This window comes from Pacificibacter marinus, assembly GCF_018860505.1.
In the GTDB taxonomy this organism is placed as follows: domain Bacteria; phylum Pseudomonadota; class Alphaproteobacteria; order Rhodobacterales; family Rhodobacteraceae; genus Celeribacter; species Celeribacter marinus_B.
This window is the reverse complement of sequence record NZ_JAHKPU010000029.1, coordinates 42,201-59,242: the sequence shown is the minus strand read 5'-3', so window position 1 is coordinate 59,242 and position 17,042 is coordinate 42,201. Positions and strand designations below refer to the sequence as shown.

16 protein-coding genes are annotated in these 17,042 nt (G+C 53.4%); 10 read left to right on the top strand and 6 right to left on the bottom strand.

Annotation, left to right across the window (positions count from 1 at the left end; all coding sequences use genetic code 11):
- The first annotated feature begins 137 nt into the window (after positions 1-137).
- Positions 138-1,553, top strand: a complete 1,416-nt coding sequence (locus tag KO503_RS10135) for an AAA family ATPase (protein ID WP_215991443.1) — start codon at positions 138-140, stop codon at positions 1,551-1,553.
- Positions 1,540-2,628, top strand: a complete 1,089-nt coding sequence (locus tag KO503_RS10130; protein WP_215991442.1) for a ParB/RepB/Spo0J family partition protein — start codon at positions 1,540-1,542, stop codon at positions 2,626-2,628. The genes KO503_RS10135 and KO503_RS10130 overlap by 14 nt, the downstream gene beginning before the upstream one ends.
- Before the next feature lie 110 nt (positions 2,629-2,738).
- On the opposite strand, the gene KO503_RS10125 is transcribed toward KO503_RS10130, so the two are convergent.
- Both KO503_RS10125 and KO503_RS10120 read right to left on the bottom strand, forming a co-directional pair.
- Positions 2,739-3,848 (bottom strand): Gfo/Idh/MocA family protein, encoded by a 1,110-nt coding sequence (locus tag KO503_RS10125; RefSeq protein WP_215991441.1) that lies wholly within the window; start codon positions 3,846-3,848, stop codon positions 2,739-2,741.
- A 44-nt stretch (positions 3,849-3,892) separates the two neighbouring features.
- Positions 3,893-4,603, bottom strand: a complete 711-nt coding sequence (locus KO503_RS10120) for a GntR family transcriptional regulator (protein ID WP_215991440.1) — start codon at positions 4,601-4,603, stop codon at positions 3,893-3,895.
- A 109-nt stretch (positions 4,604-4,712) separates the two neighbouring features.
- Here KO503_RS10120 and KO503_RS10115 point away from each other — a divergent pair, with 109 nt between their 5' ends.
- From KO503_RS10115 to KO503_RS10085, 7 genes are all read left to right on the top strand, one after another.
- Positions 4,713-5,867, top strand: a complete 1,155-nt coding sequence (locus tag KO503_RS10115) for an LLM class flavin-dependent oxidoreductase (RefSeq protein WP_215991439.1) — start codon at positions 4,713-4,715, stop codon at positions 5,865-5,867.
- Positions 5,867-6,757, top strand: coding sequence for an aldo/keto reductase (locus KO503_RS10110; protein ID WP_215991438.1), 891 nt, complete (start codon positions 5,867-5,869; stop codon positions 6,755-6,757). The genes KO503_RS10115 and KO503_RS10110 overlap by 1 nt, the downstream gene beginning before the upstream one ends.
- 20 nt (positions 6,758-6,777) lie before the next feature.
- Positions 6,778-7,272 (top strand): flavin reductase family protein, encoded by a 495-nt coding sequence (locus KO503_RS10105; RefSeq protein WP_252731033.1) that lies wholly within the window; start codon positions 6,778-6,780, stop codon positions 7,270-7,272.
- A gap of 80 nt (positions 7,273-7,352) precedes the next feature.
- The gene (locus tag KO503_RS10100; protein ID WP_215991436.1) at positions 7,353-7,943 is read left to right on the top strand and encodes a TRAP transporter small permease; all 591 of its coding nucleotides are present in this window, start codon (positions 7,353-7,355) and stop codon (positions 7,941-7,943) included.
- The gene (locus KO503_RS10095; protein ID WP_215991435.1) at positions 7,943-9,232 is read left to right on the top strand and encodes a TRAP transporter large permease; all 1,290 of its coding nucleotides are present in this window, start codon (positions 7,943-7,945) and stop codon (positions 9,230-9,232) included. The genes KO503_RS10100 and KO503_RS10095 overlap by 1 nt, the downstream gene beginning before the upstream one ends.
- Positions 9,233-9,257: 25 nt before the next feature.
- On the top strand, positions 9,258-10,316 hold the full coding sequence (locus tag KO503_RS10090) for a TRAP transporter substrate-binding protein (protein WP_215991434.1): 1,059 nt from the start codon (positions 9,258-9,260) through the stop codon (positions 10,314-10,316).
- A 252-nt stretch (positions 10,317-10,568) separates the two neighbouring features.
- On the top strand, positions 10,569-11,561 hold the full coding sequence (locus KO503_RS10085) for a YeiH family protein (RefSeq protein WP_215991433.1): 993 nt from the start codon (positions 10,569-10,571) through the stop codon (positions 11,559-11,561).
- Positions 11,562-11,576: 15 nt separating this feature from the next.
- Here the strand turns inward: KO503_RS10085 and KO503_RS10080 are convergent, their stop codons facing one another.
- The 3 genes from KO503_RS10080 to KO503_RS10070 are packed head-to-tail and all read right to left on the bottom strand — an operon-like array spanning position 11,577 to position 14,939.
- Entirely contained in the window at positions 11,577-12,266 is a 690-nt protein-coding gene (locus KO503_RS10080) for a type 1 glutamine amidotransferase (RefSeq protein WP_215991432.1), read from the bottom strand.
- Positions 12,267-12,273: 7 nt separating this feature from the next.
- Positions 12,274-13,581 (bottom strand): NAD(P)/FAD-dependent oxidoreductase, encoded by a 1,308-nt coding sequence (locus KO503_RS10075; RefSeq protein ID WP_215991431.1) that lies wholly within the window; start codon positions 13,579-13,581, stop codon positions 12,274-12,276.
- Positions 13,581-14,939, bottom strand: a complete 1,359-nt coding sequence (locus KO503_RS10070; RefSeq protein ID WP_215991430.1) for a glutamine synthetase family protein — start codon at positions 14,937-14,939, stop codon at positions 13,581-13,583. Before KO503_RS10070 ends, KO503_RS10075 begins: the two co-directional genes overlap by 1 nt.
- 105 nt (positions 14,940-15,044) lie before the next feature.
- Between KO503_RS10070 and KO503_RS10065 the strand changes: the two genes are divergently transcribed.
- The gene (locus tag KO503_RS10065; protein ID WP_215991429.1) at positions 15,045-15,728 is read left to right on the top strand and encodes a GntR family transcriptional regulator; all 684 of its coding nucleotides are present in this window, start codon (positions 15,045-15,047) and stop codon (positions 15,726-15,728) included.
- A 6-nt stretch (positions 15,729-15,734) separates the two neighbouring features.
- Here KO503_RS10065 and KO503_RS10060 read toward each other — a convergent pair whose 3' ends face one another.
- Positions 15,735-17,039, bottom strand: a complete 1,305-nt coding sequence (locus KO503_RS10060; RefSeq protein WP_215991428.1) for an NAD(P)/FAD-dependent oxidoreductase — start codon at positions 17,037-17,039, stop codon at positions 15,735-15,737.
- Between the last annotated feature and the right edge of the window lie 3 nt (positions 17,040-17,042).

The window sequence follows — 17,042 nt, the reverse complement described above, 5'->3', positions numbered from 1 at the left end:
CTAAACAGATGGGTCTTTGTTTTTAAATTTGATTTTCAATTTGGATAGGCCTTCAAACTGATTCACATTTCTTAGTTCATGTGCCATACTTCAACGGATATCGCATAAAGTAGCGAACATGCAGAGGCAGCTAAATCATGACATCAGGCAATAAGGGCAAAGAGGCCCTCCCACCTTATTTCAATATAGACCCGAAAGCAGCAGCAGAAAGTTTGGCAGCGCCGATCAACACGGCACGCTTCGCAAAGGCCGCCGCTTTCGCAGGACGAGGTCGTGATGATTTGGCAAAACGCGGCTATGCGCCGGATGGGGAAAAACGTCTGCGCAAGTTTTCGACATGGGAGATATGCAAGTATCTAATTCCTGTAGCTCCTGCACATTTGCGACGTGTTTTGAAAGCCAATCTGGAATTGCCGCAGGGCGAAGGTGAGGGCAATTCCAAGTGGTTCAGCTTAGAAGATGTGCAGAAACTGCGCGAGCATTTCAGTAAAGAAGGAGCCGCAAACCGCGAATACACCGCTTGGCGGCCCGAGGGATTGCCAGCCAAAGTCGTTGCGGTTGCAAATTTCAAAGGCGGTGTTGGTAAGACCTCCACATCTGCTCATTTGGCGATGTCAGCGGCTCTTGATGGCTACAAGGTTCTCGTCATTGATTTGGACAGTCAGGGATCGATGACATCGATATTGGGCGGGACCGTGGCCGACGAATGGGAAACAGCCTTCCCGCTTTTGGCCCGCGATTATGCCTTGGCATTGCAGCGTGAAAACAAGGTCCGTGAAGCGGCAGGGCAAGCGCCTTTTCCGTTCGACGAAACCCTTACCGAAGCGTTAACAGTTTCGCCGCGAAACCTCGTTCAAAAGACGCATTGGCCCAATATCGATCTCATAGGTGCCCAACTAAATTTGTATTGGGCGGAATTCCAAGTGCCCGTTTGGCGGATGCAGTTGCGCTCATGGACGCTATGGGATGCGCTGTCCAACGCGCTCGAAGATGGCGGTTTGCTTGACGACTATGATTTGATCTTTCTCGATACGCCGCCAGCACTTGGATACCTGACGATCAACGCCTTGGCTGCCGCTGACATTATGCTGGTTCCCCTTGGCGCGTCGTTTTTGGAATTCGACTCAACGGGCCGATTCTTTGATATGATCTATTCCACTTTTGCCTCAATCGAAGAAGGCGAAAACCGCAATCGGCGCGCCGATGGATTGCCTGAAATGCGATTTGAATGGGATGCCGTTTTGGCGCTTATCACCCGTTTCGACGCCGCTCAACAAACGGATTTGGCCAATGTAATTCAGGCCTATTTCGGTGACTTCATGACCACCTATCGACAAGATGTGACGGCCATGGTTGGGCAAGCGGGTGAGCAAGTGTCGGGAATTTATGAGACCGATTACCGCGATTTTAATCGCGATACCTATGTGCGCGGTCGTGAGACATTTGATCAGACCTGGGCCGAAGTAAAACGGGTGATTTTAGGCACATGGTGGCGCGATTTGCAGGCGGCTGAAGCAGAGAAAACAGAGGAAAATACAGATGGCGAAGCGTAGAAAACTGGTGACTCCATCCGCGTCAGATCTGGATCAGATCGAACAGGAGTTTCGCGGCGAAACCACAGCGCGCGCGCCGTTAAGTGTTCCTATTGCGCAGGTGGCGGCCGAATCAGCTGGGGCATTTGATCCACGGACGCAGGCAGATCGCGAAAAATCTGCGAAAGACAGCGCAGATGCCGAAATTTTACGTGACTCTGTCTCTAAGGGTCTGATACTAAAAGAATTACTTTTGGAATCCATCCACGCTGACGCTTTGGTGCGTGACCGCGTTGTTCTGGACGCCGAGCAGATGAATGAACTGCAAATGTCGATCGCCAAAGGCGGGCTTCGATTGCCGATTGAGGTGTTTGAGCTGTCTGAACCTGAGGGTGAGCGCCGTTACGGCCTGCTGTCTGGTTACCGCCGCTTGCACGCGGTGCAAGCGTTAAAAGACCTGACCAAAGATGCGAAGTACAATACCATCAAAGCCATCGTACGCGACCCTGATGCCATGGGTGGCACCTTTGCGGCGATGATCGAAGAAAACGAAATTCGCGCCGCGTTAAGCCATTATGAACGAGGACGTATTTCGGTGATCGCCGCCCAGCAGGGCGCGTTTGAAAATACCGAAGCCGCTGTGAATGGGCTGTTCCCGATGGCGTCAAAAGCCAAGAGATCTAAAATACGATCCTTTGCACTGATCTTTGAAGAACTTGGCGATATGCTGGTTTTCCCTGACATGCTGAAAGAGCGCGATGGTTTGAAACTGGCCGCCGCCCTGCGTGAAGGGCATGAGGCCAAGCTGCGGGACGCTTTGGCCATCACCACGCCCACGACGCCTGAGCAAGAACTTCAACAGATTGAAACCGCATTGTCTGCATTGACCGTCGTCCGAAAAGACCCAGCACGCGGGGGGCGGCCAAAGAAAGCCCCAGCAGCGCCGCACAGTGCGCGGCAGTTGAAATCAGGCGTTCGACTGGCCAGCAGCCAAGACGGGCAGGGGTGGATGATCCGGATCAACGGCGACCGCGTGGATCAGGAGTTGGTTGAGATCGCTATGGCGGAGCTGGAACGTCTTTTAGACGCGCCTTAAATTGACGCCCCTTAGTTGCATTTGTTGTAAAGACTAAAAGACCCTAACCACGCGGTTAGGGTCTTAAAATTAGTCATCTACATCGCAGATGAAGCAGGGCTCATGCGCGTTTACGGTGCTGCGAATTCATCCAATGTGACAACCTGACCTGTCAGGGCACTTTTTTGCGCAGCCATTCCCATCGCAACAGCTTTCCAACCATCGTTTAAACTGACATCGGGCAGGGCGCGCTCACCACGCACCAAGGCCAGAAAACCTTCGTGTTGATAAAAAGTTGAGCCGTTATGATCGCCCGCTTCCAATAGTGTCGGATCAACGGGAATGTCGCGCACTTCGGGCCCTTTGGGATCACGAGGGCTGACGATAAGTTGGGGAATCGGCGCATCGCCAAGATGTGCTGGCCAAAAACGACCCGGACCTGGAACCAGCGCTTCGATTTTGCCTTTTGGTCCAACGGCACTGATTTCTTCTTGGTAGCGCGCCCCTTCGGCGAACATGCACAGTTCCAACATGGCGCGCATGCCGTTTGCGAAGTCTACGATGACATAGCCGTTGTCCAGAATGTCAGATGGTTTGCCTTCGTAAACCTCATCAAGATGATTCACGTTTTGGCCCGCACTGGCCATGATCCGCAGGGGTTCGGATTTTGTCAGCAAGCGCATGAGGTCAAAGAAGTGGCAGCATTTTTCAACAAATGTGCCGCCTGATTTTTCATTGAAGCGATTCCAGTCGCCGACTTTAGGTAAGAATGGAAAGCGGTGTTCGCGGATGGTCAACATTTTGATGCCGCCTGTGGCGTCATCGACGGCGGACCGCAAAGCGGCCACTGGGGGCATATAGCGATATTCCATCGCGACCCAGACAGGGGCGGGGTAGTTGTCTTGGAAGGCTTTCAGGCGCGTGACATCTGCGGGATCGGTGAACAAAGGTTTTTCGACAAGAACGGGCAGGGGGCGCGTAGCTGCGATTTTTTCCAGTTGGTCCATATGGCAAAAATTAGGGCTGACGATGACAAGGCAATCCAAAGCCTCGATTGCCAAAAGCGCGTCTATACTGTCGCAAAATTGCGCATCTGGGGCAAAGCTAGCAGCGATTTCGGCCATGTTTGGGTCTGGCTCATAGATCGCGGTGACTTTTGTATCGGGCAGTAATGCGATGTTGCGCAGGTGTTCTTGTCCCATCATGCCACAGCCGATGATGCCGTAATGTGTGGTCGTCATAGTCTTTCCTTTTTTCTGGCCGTTTTAGGGTCTTATTTCAGGCCTTATTTGAGGCGTTGCACGTAGAGGGCTTGATCGGTGTCAAACCATGTGCGTGAAAATTCGACAGCTTCAGGGGCGTCTGCCCAACTTAAGCGTTCTATATATCCGGTGAGTGTTCCGCTGGGTTTGGTGAAATTTTCAGGGGCCCATTCGGGGACTGCGCCAATGCCCACGCGGTCTTCGGCACGGGTGATCCAAAAGCCAAGCTGTTCTTTGTAGAAGTGGTAAAGCGAATCAGAAATGGCCCCTTCAGGGACTTGGCCTGCATCTGCATCGAGCCAGATTTCTTCTACGGCAATAATTGTTTCATTGAGAAACCGCAGGCGACGGATTCGGGTGGCATGTGTGCTGGTGCCAAAGGGGGGCAGGCTGTGCGGTTTTTCCATCGCGTCAATGCTAAGGATTTGCGCGATTGGCAAGCCGCCACCGCCGAGAAGTTCCAAGCGAAACATGGCATAGATGCTGTTGCTGTCACCGCCATGGCGGATGTAATTGCCAGAGCCTTGGATACGCTCAAGCAGGTTTTTTTCAACGAGAATATCGAGCGCTTTACGCAGTGTGCCCACGGATGTTTTCAGGGATTTAGCCATTTCACGTTCGGGCGGAAGGCGTTCACCATCCATTAAACGGCCCGCGCTGATGTCACGGATCAGCAGTTCAGAAATCTGAACATAGGCTGGCAAAACGTTGGGATTTCCACCGCTCGGTTTCATGGATTTGATCCTTAGAGGCAACAGAGATAAAAAATTGATACACCATTGATCTACATCATTTTGAGTGCTAGGCAAGTGGAAAGTGAGACGCATTCTTGGGAGGGAAGCGATGACCATCGTACCTATCACATCGCCAGATTTAGACGCCGCAGAAGTATCATGGTTCGCAGCCCTATGTTCGGACGATTACCAGTTTTTGGGCGTGCCTGACGGGGATTTGCGCTCCAGTTGGGCGCATTGTTCTAACATTGTGAAAACGGCGGAAAAGCAAGGGTTTGGCAATATTTTGTGCCCATCCTCGTATCAAGTTGGCCAAGACACGTTGTCGTTTGTGGCGGGCTGCGCGCCGATCACCACGGACATAAATTTGCTGGCAGCAGTGCGCTGCGGAGAGATGCAGCCGATCATGTTGGCGCGGACTTTGGCAACGCTGGATCACATGTTGGAAGGGCGCTTGACGGTTAATATCATCAGCTCTGATTTCCCCGGGCAGAAGGAAGAAAGTGCCTATAGATATCAACGATCGCGCGAGGTCGTGGAGATTTTGAAGCAGGCATGGACGCAGCGCGAGATCAATTACGAGGGCGAGATTTACAACTTTAAGGGTCTGACAACGGACCCTGTCGTGCCGTACCAAACGGGCGGGCCGTTGTTGTACTTTGGCGGCTATTCTCCGATGGCGCTGGAGCTGTGCGGTCAGCATTGCGACGTATATTTGATGTGGCCTGAAAAGCAAGAAGAGCTGGCTGGCCGGATGCGTGCTGTGAACGCTGTGGCAGAGAAATATGATCGCACGCTGGATTACGGTCTGCGGGTGCATATGATTGTGCGCGATACGGAAAAAGAAGCGCAGGAATACGCAGAATACATCACGTCGAAACTGGATGACGACTATGGCCGGATGATCCGTGAACGGGCGTTGGATGCGGGGTCTTTGGGCGTGTCGCACCAAGCGGCGAACCGTGAACTTGCGGACGAGTATGGCTATATCGAGCCCAACCTCTGGACTGGTGTTGGTCGTGCAAGATCTGGCTGTGGCGCGGCGCTTGTTGGCTCTGCGGATCAGGTTTTGTCCAAGATCGAAGCCTACCAAAAAATGGGCATACGCGCGTTTATTTTCTCGGGCTATCCGCACATTGATGAGGCCGAACACTTTGGTCGCCTTGTGTTGCCACATCTTAAAACCTGCTCAATGCCGCAAGCCTATGGCCGCGTGCCGAGCAGCGCCCCCCAAACACCTTTGGCCGCAGGAGACCGCCGTTAATGGAACGTATTCGTTTTTCTGATACCCTAGAGATGAGCCGCATTGTTTACGGCATGTGGCGTGTGGCTGATGACGCTGACACGTCGGTCAAACATGTGACTGCCAAAATCGAGGCTTGCCTTGCGCAGGGGATCACAACATTTGACCAAGCCGACATCTATGGCGATTACACCGCCGAGGCCGTTTTGGGCACAGCCCTGCGGGGTCAGTCCGCCTTGCGCGACCAAATGCAGATCGTGACCAAATGCGATATCGTGGCGCCTTGTGGCAAATACAGCGATGTTCCAGTCAAATATTACGACACCTCTGCGGCGCATCTGAATGCTTCTGTCGAGGCGTCTTTGACCAGCATGGCAATCGATCACATCGATCTTTTGTTGGTGCATCGCCCTGATCCTTTGATGGACCACCATGAAACGGGTGCTGCTTTGGATGCGCTCGTGGCCTCTGGCAAAGTCGGCAACATCGGCGTGTCAAATTTCAAACCTTGGGATTGGGACTTGCTGCAAGCGGGTATGAACGCCCCACTTGTCACCAACCAACTTGAAGTGTCGCTGTCCGCGCATGAGGGTTTGGTCAATGGCGATATCGCGTTCCACCAAAAGAATGCACAACCGATCATGGCGTGGTCGCCTTTGGGTGGCGGGGCTTTGATGACCGCAGATGACGACATCGGGCGTATGCTAGACGTCATTGCAAACGAGAACGGCGTGGATCGCTCGGCAGTTGCTGTGGCTTGGGTCTTGGCGCATCCCGCTAAGATTTTGCCCGTTATGGGCACAAACAATTTGACGCGTATTGCCGCGATTTCGGACGCGTTCAAAGTCAAAATGGACCGCCAAACGTGGTACAAACTCTACACCGCAGCCTTGGGTCGTGAGGTCGCATAATGGGACAGGGGAACGTATTGATGCCAGAATGTTTTAAACCCAACGCTGACAACACACGCTTGCTACGCGATGCCTTTGGGCGTTTTGCAACTGGGGTGACTGTTATCACAGCTGCCTCAGACGATGGCCCTGTGGGCATCACCGCCAATAGCTTTTCATCATTGTCTTTGGACCCTGCGCTTGTACTGTGGTCACCCGCCAAAGGATCGCGCCGGTTCAAATATTTCGAGGCAGCCCCCCATTATGCCATCCATATTCTAGCGGACGACCAAGCTGAGGTCTGCGAAGGCTTTGCGCGCAACATGCACGCCTTTGATAATTTGGACATGACCACCAGCGCGCAGGGCGTGCCACTGATCAACAATTGCTTGGCGCGTCTTGAATGCCGTCATGTTGCGACCCATCCTGGAGGCGATCATGTGATCGTGGTGGGGCAAGTCACACGGGCCGAAATCAATCAAGGCAATGCGCTTGGTTTTTTTGCTGGCAAATACGGTGTCTTTCAAGCGGCATAAAACGGCAAAGGAGCGGATTTCGGGACGACTGATATAAGAGGAAAAGGCCTGACAAGGGTCATCATGGGAGGAGAAAGTCTGTGGGAGGACTGTTACTGGTGCTTGCACCGCTAGGGGCCGTGAACCATCACGTTTTACGTGTGGCGCGCGGCGTGGGTGCATTGGCTGTAGGCTTGATGGTTATCGCCATCTTGATACAGGTCTTTTATCGTTACGTTCTAAACAACGCGTTGCCGTGGCCCGATGAGGCCGCGCGTTTTTGCATGTTGTGGATGGCGGGTTTGATGGCTCCGACAGCGTTTCGCCAAGGCGGTTTCGTCGCCATCGACATGTTGGTGGTGATGCTGCCGCGTGTTGTTGGCGGGGTGATCAACCTGTTGCTTTTATTTTTGTCACTCTTGGTCTTGGTGGTTGCTGTGAAAATCGGTTGGGGCGAAGTCACCGGCTTTGGCGGGCGCTTCGCCACAGCTGCGTTATATGTGCCCACGTCTTTTGATTTTTCAGAGCTGTTGCGGGTGCCGCGCTCGTGGATGATGAGTTCGCTTTTGGTCGGGGTCATTTTGCTGACCAGCGTCAATATTGAATTGATTTTACGTGCTTTGGTGTCGATTTTGGGCGGTGAAGACCGCCTGACGCCGATTGTTGTGGCTGATGCTGGGGGGGCAGAATAATGCTGGTTTGGTTTTTACCTGTTTTTCTTGTCTTTTTGATGATCGGTTTGCCGGTCTTTTTTGGGCTTTTGGCTGCCCCTGGCCTTTTGCTTTGGCTCAATGGTCAAGAAAAAGACATCACGCTTTTGTACCGCAATGTTTACAACGGTATGGACAGCTTTCCTTTGATGGCGATTCCGTTTTTCATGTTGGCGGGGGAATTGATGAACAAAGGCGGCATCACGATGCGCCTTGTTGAATTTGCTCAAGCCTTGATGGGACATTTGCGCGGGGGCTTGGCACATGTGAATGTGCTGTCGTCGATGCTGTTTGCCGGTCTGTCTGGCTCTGCTGTGGCGGACACATCCGCGCTTGGATCGATGTTGATCCCTGCTATGGAAAAGCAAGGTTACACCCGTAAATTTGCCGCTGCGATCACGGCGGCGTCGTCTGTTATTGGGCCGATTATTCCGCCCTCAGGGATCATGATCATTTACGCTTACGTGATGGGCGAAAGCGTGGCTGCGCTGTTCTTGGCGGGGATCGTGCCAGGGGCGATGATTGGCATTGGTTTGATGTTGATGATCAAGTTTATGGCCAACAAATATGACTTTCCGGTTGCCAGTCGCAAATACACATGGGGCGAGCGCGGGCAGGCGTCTTTGAAAGCGTTCTGGCCATTGCTGACACCTGTGATCATTCTGGGCGGTATCTTGGTTGGGATATTTACGCCCACCGAAGCGGCGGCTGTCGCGGTGGCCTATGCGTTGTTCATAGGGTTCTTTGTCTTGCGCACGCTGACGATATCAGAAGTGCCTGGCATTTTGATCCGCTCGGGCACCACATCAGCGGTGGTCTTGCTGCTGGTTGGCGCGGCAATGGCGTTTAAAACGGTGGTGAGCCTGAGCCATGCGCCTGAACAGATGGCGAGCTTTATTTTGTCGCTGTCCGACAATCCACTGGTGTTGTTGTTCTTGATCAACCTGCTGTTGTTTGCGGTTGGGATGTTCTTGGACGCGGGGCCTGCGATTATCATTTTGGGGCCTATTTTGGGGCCAATATTTATCAATCTTGGTGTGGACCCGATCCACTTTGCGATCATCATGTCGGTCAACTTGACCGTTGGGTTGGCGACACCGCCGATGGGGTTGATCTTGTTCGTGGCCTCCGCCGTGTCAGGCGAAAAGGTCGAAGCGATTTCCAAAGCGATTTTGCCATTCTTGGCCGTGGAAGTGATCGTGATTTTTCTAATTACTTACGTACCGGCGATTTCGATGACCATTCCAAGGCTCACCGGATTTGCCAATTAAAATAGAGTATCAGGGAGGAACTACTATGCTCAAAAACACGCTTAAAACACTCGCGCTATCCGCGCTTTTGGCTGGGACGGCTTTGTCGGCCACTGCGGCGGATTTCAAGCTGCGCGCGACAGCGAATTCGAATGAAAACGACGAAGACTATGACGGTCTTGTGGTGTTCAAAAACTACGTCGAAGCGGCGTCTAACGGCGCGATCGAGGTTGAATTGTTCATCGGCACGCAGCTGTGTTCAAACGGCGCGGAATGTTTGCAAGGCGTGGCGGACGGCAGCGTCGATATTTACATTTCGACCTCAGGTGGTGCTGCGGGCATTTTCCCCTATGTGCAAGTGCTTGACCTGCCATATCTGATGGCCGACGACCGAATCGCGGAACATGTGCTGTCTGGCGATTTTGTGCGTACATTGCGCGATATGGCTTTGGCCGATTCAGGCGATACTGTCCGGTTGATGACTGTTGGCAACACAGGCGGTTGGCGCAACTTTGCCAATACGAAACGCCGTATTGCCGAGCCTACCGACATGGAAGGCCTGAAAATCCGCACTGTTGTGGCTGACTTGCCGCAAGAGCTGGTGAAAGCTATGGGCGCGTCCCCGACTCCGATCCCTTGGCCTGAGCTGTTCACATCGTTCCAAACGGGCGTTGTTGAAGGCTCTAAAAACGGCATCACCGACATTATGGGGATGAAATTCCCAGACGCAGGTTTGCAATATGTGACCTTGGATGGCCATGCTTACATGGGCGCTTTGTGGTGGATGTCGAACGAGACATTCATGTCCATGCCCGAAGATATGCGCCGTGTTGTGGTTGATGGCTTCTACGCTTTGCAACAGGCGACTTTCGCCTCACCCAAGCGCAAATCCATCGCTGCCTATGAAGAATTCGTCGCAGGTGGCGGTGATCTTTACGTGCCATCACCAGAGCAAAAAGCGGATTTCAAAGCCGCCGCAGCCCCTGTGTACGACTGGTTCAAAGCCAATGTTGCAAACGGCGAAGCGGCTTTCGACGCATTGAATGTCGCTGTTGCAGCTGCCGAAGCGGATGTGAACGCAGCCCGTGATGCTGACCTGAACTAAAAACAATCCGGGGCGTGCGTGTGTATGTTGTAAGCGCGCGCCCCACCTGATCATCTGTCACCGGATCAACTGAACGGGTACATCCCAACCTTGTAATCATTCACCAAAATATGCGCCTGATCGATCTGCTCTGGCGTCATCTTCTTCACAATCTCTTTCAACGAAATCGCCGCATCAGGATCCCCGCCGATGGCCGCTTTTGATGCGCCGTCATACTGGCCCAGTGACTTACAACGAAACTAGGACTTATCAATGCTAAACCTGAAACACACCACAGAGCGGATTTTTCCCGGACTTGTGATCGCGGGCCTTGTGGCGGTGACAGCGCAATTTTTGTCAGAACATTACGGCGCGCCAGCGATGTTGATGGCCATTCTGCTGGGCATCTCTTTGCAGTTTTTGTCAGAAGAGACACGCACAGAACCCGGTGTTGCCTTTGCTGCCAAGGGGCTTTTGCGCTTTGGCGTGGCGTTGTTGGGTGCACGGATCAGCATCGAGATGCTGCAAGCCTTGGGGCCTGCGTTGGTGGCGTTGATCATCATCGCGGTGATTTTGACCATTCTGTTTTCACTGTTGATTGGCCGGTTTTTTGGGCGCGGTATGATGTTTGCTTTTCTCACGGGTGGTTCTGTCGCCATTTGTGGGGCTTCTGCTGCGATGGCCATTGCCTCGATTTTGCCCAAAGGCGAAACCCGTGAACGTGATCTGGTGTTCACGGTTGTCAGCGTGACTGTTCTGTCGACCATCGCGATGATTTTTTATCCGATTTTAGCCGATATTTTAGGGTTGAATTTGCGCCAATCCGGCGTGTTTTTGGGCGGAACCATTCACGATGTCGCCCAAGTTGTCGGCGCGGGATATTCGATTTCCGAAGAAACAGGCGATCTGGCCACGGTGGTCAAATTGATCCGCGTCACCATGTTGGCACCTGTGGTGCTGATTGCCTCGATGTTTTTGCGCAAATACGCTGAACCCGGCGAAGCGCGCCCACCGCTACTACCTAGGTTTGTCTTGGCGTTTTTGATCATCGCGGCCCTGAATTCGTTTCACGTGTTGCCAGAGTTTGTGCGCGACTTGGCCTCTGTGGTGTCTCGTTGGGCGCTTTTGACGGCCATCGCCGCGGTCGGAATGAAGACGTCTATCCCGCGTATTTTACAGGTCGGCGGGCCGGCGATCGGGCTGTTGGTGATGCAAAGTATTTTCCTTGCAGGCTTTGTTTTGATCGGGGCGTTTATGCTGGGCTAAGCTGCTTTGGAGTGCTTAATCTGCAAATTTTCCGCGACGTTTAAAAAAGTCTTCGACGATACTGGCAAAGGCCAATGATGATAGATTATCGCTGTTGGCAGCGCTTGCTTGCTTGCGAATAGCATCAGGCAAATCGTCACCGCGATGCTCTAGCAACGTGTGGAAAAACGATACTGAAAACTCAGGATGCGGCTGAATGGTCAGCGCGCGATTGCCATAGGTGAGAATCGCGTTTTCGCAAAAAGCAGAGGATCCGGCGACAGAGGCCGAAGTCGGGCGAGTGACGACTTGGTCTTGGTGCCACGCGATCATCTTTTGATCGCCAAACAGATCACTTTGGTAGGTTTGCGGACCAACGGACCAGCCTTGCGCGTATTTCGCGACCTTGCCGCCTAAGGCCTGCGCAAGGATTTGATGACCAAAACAGACCCCGAAAATAGGCACTTCGGCGGCAAAGGCTGCGCGTAAGAATGCCTCAAGTGGGGGAATCCACATGTGGTTTTCATAGGCGCCGAACTTTGACCCTGTGATCAACCAGCCTTGGGCCTCTGCGGGGCTTTGGGGAAAGTCGCCATCGAGGACGGCGTAGGTTTGAAATTCAAAATCTCTGTCTTTCAGGAAATGAACGAAAAAATCGTTGTAATCGCCGTAATCCGGCAAGGCTTCATCAGGGGCGCGCCCAGTTTGTAGGATACCGATTTTCATACTGTCTTCACACTCCAAACTTGTCTTTGAAACTGTAATACCAAGAGCCGATCATTGAATAGGGCACGCGGAGCAGGCGTCCACCGGGAAAGGGAATCCACGGCAAGCCTGCAAAGACATCAAAGCGCGACATGTCGCCATCGATGGCTTCGGCGAGAATGCGACCAAATGTGTGCGATCCTGTGACCCCGTGGCCGGAATAGCCATGCGCGAAATAGGTGTTGTCGTTCAGACGCCCCAATTGAGGTACACGGCTGAACGACAGGGCGAAATTGCCGCTCCAAGCGTAGTCAATTTTTGTGGCTTTCAGTTCGGGAAACACCTTGTGCATATTCTTGCGCAGCTTGGATTCGATGTCTTTAGGGTCTGCGCCGCCATAAACAGTCCCGCCGCCAAACAGCAGGCGATTGTCGGCTGACAGGCGGAAATAATCGAGGATAAATCGAATGTCTTCGACGCAAGTGTCTGTGGGCAGCAAACGTTCGGCTTGGTCTTGGGACAGGGGTTCCGTGGCCATCATTTGCGTTGACACAGGCATGACCCGCGCCGTCAATTTTGGCACCACGTGGCCTAGATAGGCGTTGCCACATAGCACAACTTTTTTGCAGGTGATGCTGCCCTGCGCAGTTTTCACGACAGGGTTGGGCTGGTCGTAATGGACGTCAATCACGCGTGACATCTCATAAATCGTGCCGCCGTTTTGCTCGAAGGCGGCCGCTTCGCCCAAAGCCAGATTGAGCGGATGCATATGGCCGCCTGCGTGATCGATCATCCCGCCTGCGTAAACGTCAGAACCGACATAGTCTCGCATCTGTGCTTTAGACACTATTTCTTGCGTCTCAATACCGTAGCCGCGCCACAAGGCAAGTCGTTCTTCAAGCTCGCGCATATGGGCATCAGTGTAGGCGGTGAACAGGTTCGTCGGTTTCAAATCGCAATCGATGTCATAGGTTCTGACCCGCTCGCGAATGATCTCGGCCCCTTCCATCACCAGACCAGACACGAATGTCGCGGTGTCTGGGCCGTAGCGGCGTTCGATGGTTTGCAACGATGCGTTCAGCCCGTTGACGACTTGCCCGCCATTGCGTCCAGAAGCGCCCCAGCCGATCCGCGCGCCCTCAACGATGGCAACGTTATGGCCTTTTTCCGCCAGATGCAGCGCTGTGGACAGGCCAGAATATCCAGCGCCTACAACACAAATGTCAAAACTTTGATCTCCGGTTAGTGCAGAGCGCAAAATTCGCGTGTTGGCAGAGGCGGCATAGTAGCTGTCGGTGTGATCGCCGTTACCAGCATAAGGACGGGGCGGGGTCATCACACGGTCTCCAAATAGGCGCTGTATTCGCTGGCGGGGACGATGCTGAGAAGTTTATCAAGTTCCTGCGTTTTGATCTGTGCAAATAGCCGGATCAATTGGGGGTCGATGATATGCGGCAGCAAAGTGCTTTTCTCAAAGGCATCGATAGCCCCGTGCCAATGCAGCGGCAGCAAGGGCGCGTCTGTTTCATAGGCGTTGCCCTCAGTCGGGGCAGGGGGCGTGAGTTTGTTTTCTATGCCATAAATCGCTGCCCCCAAAATGGCCGTCAAAACCAAGTAAGGGTTGGCATCGCCGCCAGCAACGCGGTGTTCGATGCGTCGCGCAGCATTGGCACCACCTGGAATGCGAATGGCACAGGTGCGGTTTTCATAGCCCCAAGCCACAGCCGTGGGGGCATGGGCATTGGGCCGGATGCGTCGGTAGCTGTTTTGATGCGGCGCGAAAATCAATGCGCTGTCGGTCATCATGGCCGCCAGCCCAGCAACTGCGTGCAGCATCAGATCTGAGCCGTCGTCAGTGCCGTTATCGAAAATATTCTGTCCCGCCGCGTCCAGCACCGAGAAATGCACATGCAACCCGTTGCCCGCCTTGTCGCCAAAGGGTTTGGCCATAAAGGTCGCACGAAACCCATGGGCGCGGGCAACGCTGCGCACGAGGTTTTTGAACAAAACCGCGTCATCGGCTGCGCGCAGGGCGTCGTCGCTGTGCATTAGGTTCAATTCAAACTGGGCTGTGCCGCTTTCAGAAATAATCGCATCTGGCACGATGCCTTGGCGGGTTGCTTCGGCATAAATATCGTCCAGAAACGGCTGCAATTGGTCCAGCTCGGCCACGGATAAAACGTTGTGATGTTCCAGTGGTCCGGCCTCACCCGGAAGGGTCGCGGGTTCCACCTCTTCTGCGGGGCCTGAGGTCAGATAAAATTCAAGTTCGGTCGCAACAACAGGCCTATAGCCGTGGGATTTGAACCGATCAACAATTGCGGCAAGAGCCTGTCTTGGGTCTGTCGGCTCTGGGGTTCCATCCTCGTTAAACATGGTGACTGGCACGAAAGCCGATATCTGTCCCGCGATATGACGTTCTACCAAACCGCGGTCTGTGACGGTGCAGATGGCATCGGCATCCCCTGAGTCAAACACCAATTCGCTGTCTTCAAGATCGCAGCCCCAAATATCAACAGTGCATGAGGACGTGGGCATACGCACACCGTCTTTGAAAATCTTGACGATTTGTTCAACGGGCACGCGTTTGCCGCGAAACACCCCGTTGATATCGCAGATCGCAATGGTTGCTGAGGTCGCATCTGGGTTGGATTTCAGCCAGTTTTCGGGATCGAGTTGAGGCAATTGCCACATCCTTTATTAAAATGTGATAGCATTTAATATTTTGTGACACCTTTGTTGACTTATGTCAAACTCAATTCTAGTCTGGCGACAGGCACAAAAGGATCAGGTCGATATATGAGCTTTGAAGTTCCAGAATTTGAAGGCGGCGAGGGGCTGACCAGCCAAGAATATGTGTATATGCGCTTGCGCAATGCGATTATGGTGGGGGCTATTCCGACGGGCGCATCGCTGACAATGCGCGGTTTGGCGGATGTGATGGGCCTTTCCGCGACCCCGATTCGTGAGGCCTTGCGCCGATTAAATTCTGAACAGGCAGTCGAGGCCCAAGACAATCGTCGAATGCTGATTCCTGAAATGAGCGCAGGTCGATTTGAAGATCTCGTGTCGACACGGTTGGTTTTGGAGTGTCATGCAGGGCTGCGGGCCTTGCCGTATATTTCGGATATTGTGATCGGTGAGTTGCGCGTCATTGACGACGAAATGGACGCGGCGATTTCTCGGCGGGATTATGATCGGATGATCTGCCTGAACCACAAATTTCATCGTGCATTATATGGCGCGAACCCTGATTTGACGTCTTTGCCGCTGATCGAAAGCATCTGGCTGCAACTTGGGCCGTTCCAGCGTGAATTGATCTCGGATGTGGGTGAATTTTATGTGATGGATGACCACAAGGCCATCCTTGAAGCATTGATGGATCGCGCGTCTGAGGCTTTGACCTTGGCGATTGAGAATGACATCCAGAATGGCTTGGTGTCTGCCGGACGCGCTTTGATTGAACGACGCGCCCAGCGGTAAATCACGCTAAAGCCTGTCGCGCAGCCCATACCAAAGCATCGCAAGAACAAGCAGCGGTTGACGCATTTTTGGCCCGCCTGGAAACTGCGGGCTGGGCAGATTGGCCATAATATCGAAACGCTCGGCCTGACCTGATATCATCTCGGCGGCAATTTGACCGGATAGGGTGCCCATGGCCACGCCTGATCCTGAAAACCCAGATAGGCTTAGGATATTGCCGGTGCCGTAGGTGGCATAATGCGGCATCCGGTTCATGGTGATGCCCAAAGTGCCGCCCCAAGCGTAGTCGATTTTGACGTCTTTGAGTTGGGGAAAGATCTTGCGCATCGGTTTGCGCACTTGGCGGGCGATGTCTTTGGGGAAGCGGTAGCCATAGGTTTCGGTGCCGCCAAACAACATGCGGTTGTCATCGCTGAAACGGTAGTAATTCACGACGAACTTGCTGTCGGCGACGGCGATGTTTTGGGGCAAAACGGCTGCGCGCTCTGCGTCTGACAAAGGTTCTGTCGCGACGATGTAATTGTTGATCGGCATGACACGGCGCGATACGTCATCGTGCAAATCTCCGATATAGCCGTTGCAACACATCACAACATATTTCGCACGGATGCGCGCCTCTTTGGTGCGCAGGGTCACGTTGGACCCGTGTTTGATTTCTGTCACCTGACTGTTTTCATGCAGGATTGCGCCGGCTGCTTGCGCCATACGGGCCAAGCCAAAGGCGAATTGCAGTGGGTCAATGTGACCGCCGCCTGTGTCATAGGTGCCGCCAAAATAGGCCGAGGATTTGACCAAATCTTGCACTTGATCGCGGTCTAAAAACGACATTTGATTATAGCCATATGTGTCGTTCATCTTAGCGACATAAGCGCGGGATGTGGCGTCATAACGTTCGCGGTGGTTGACGTACAACAAACCGGGGTGAAAGTCTGCCTGTACCAAATCGGATTGGGCCAGTTTGCGCACCAAATCCGAGGCATGGGTGCCGATGGTCCAAAGATCTTTTGCCCGCGTCCCGCCGAACATTTGTTCTAACGTGTCTTGGTCAAGCCGTTGACCTTGGCCGACCTGCCCCCCATTGCGCCCCGTCGCGCCAAATCCGATGCGCTGCGCTTCCATCAGGTGCACAGAGTAGCCACGTTTTGCCAAATGCAGTGCTGTCGACAGGCCGGTGAAGCCGCCGCCGATCACACAGACATCGCAGTGAATATCCCCTTGGGCAGGCCCAGCATTGGGGATTGGGTCGATGTCGCGTGCATAATAAGACGGGGGATAGGCCCCCGCCGTGTCGTTGATCGTTAGCAGGTTCATGGG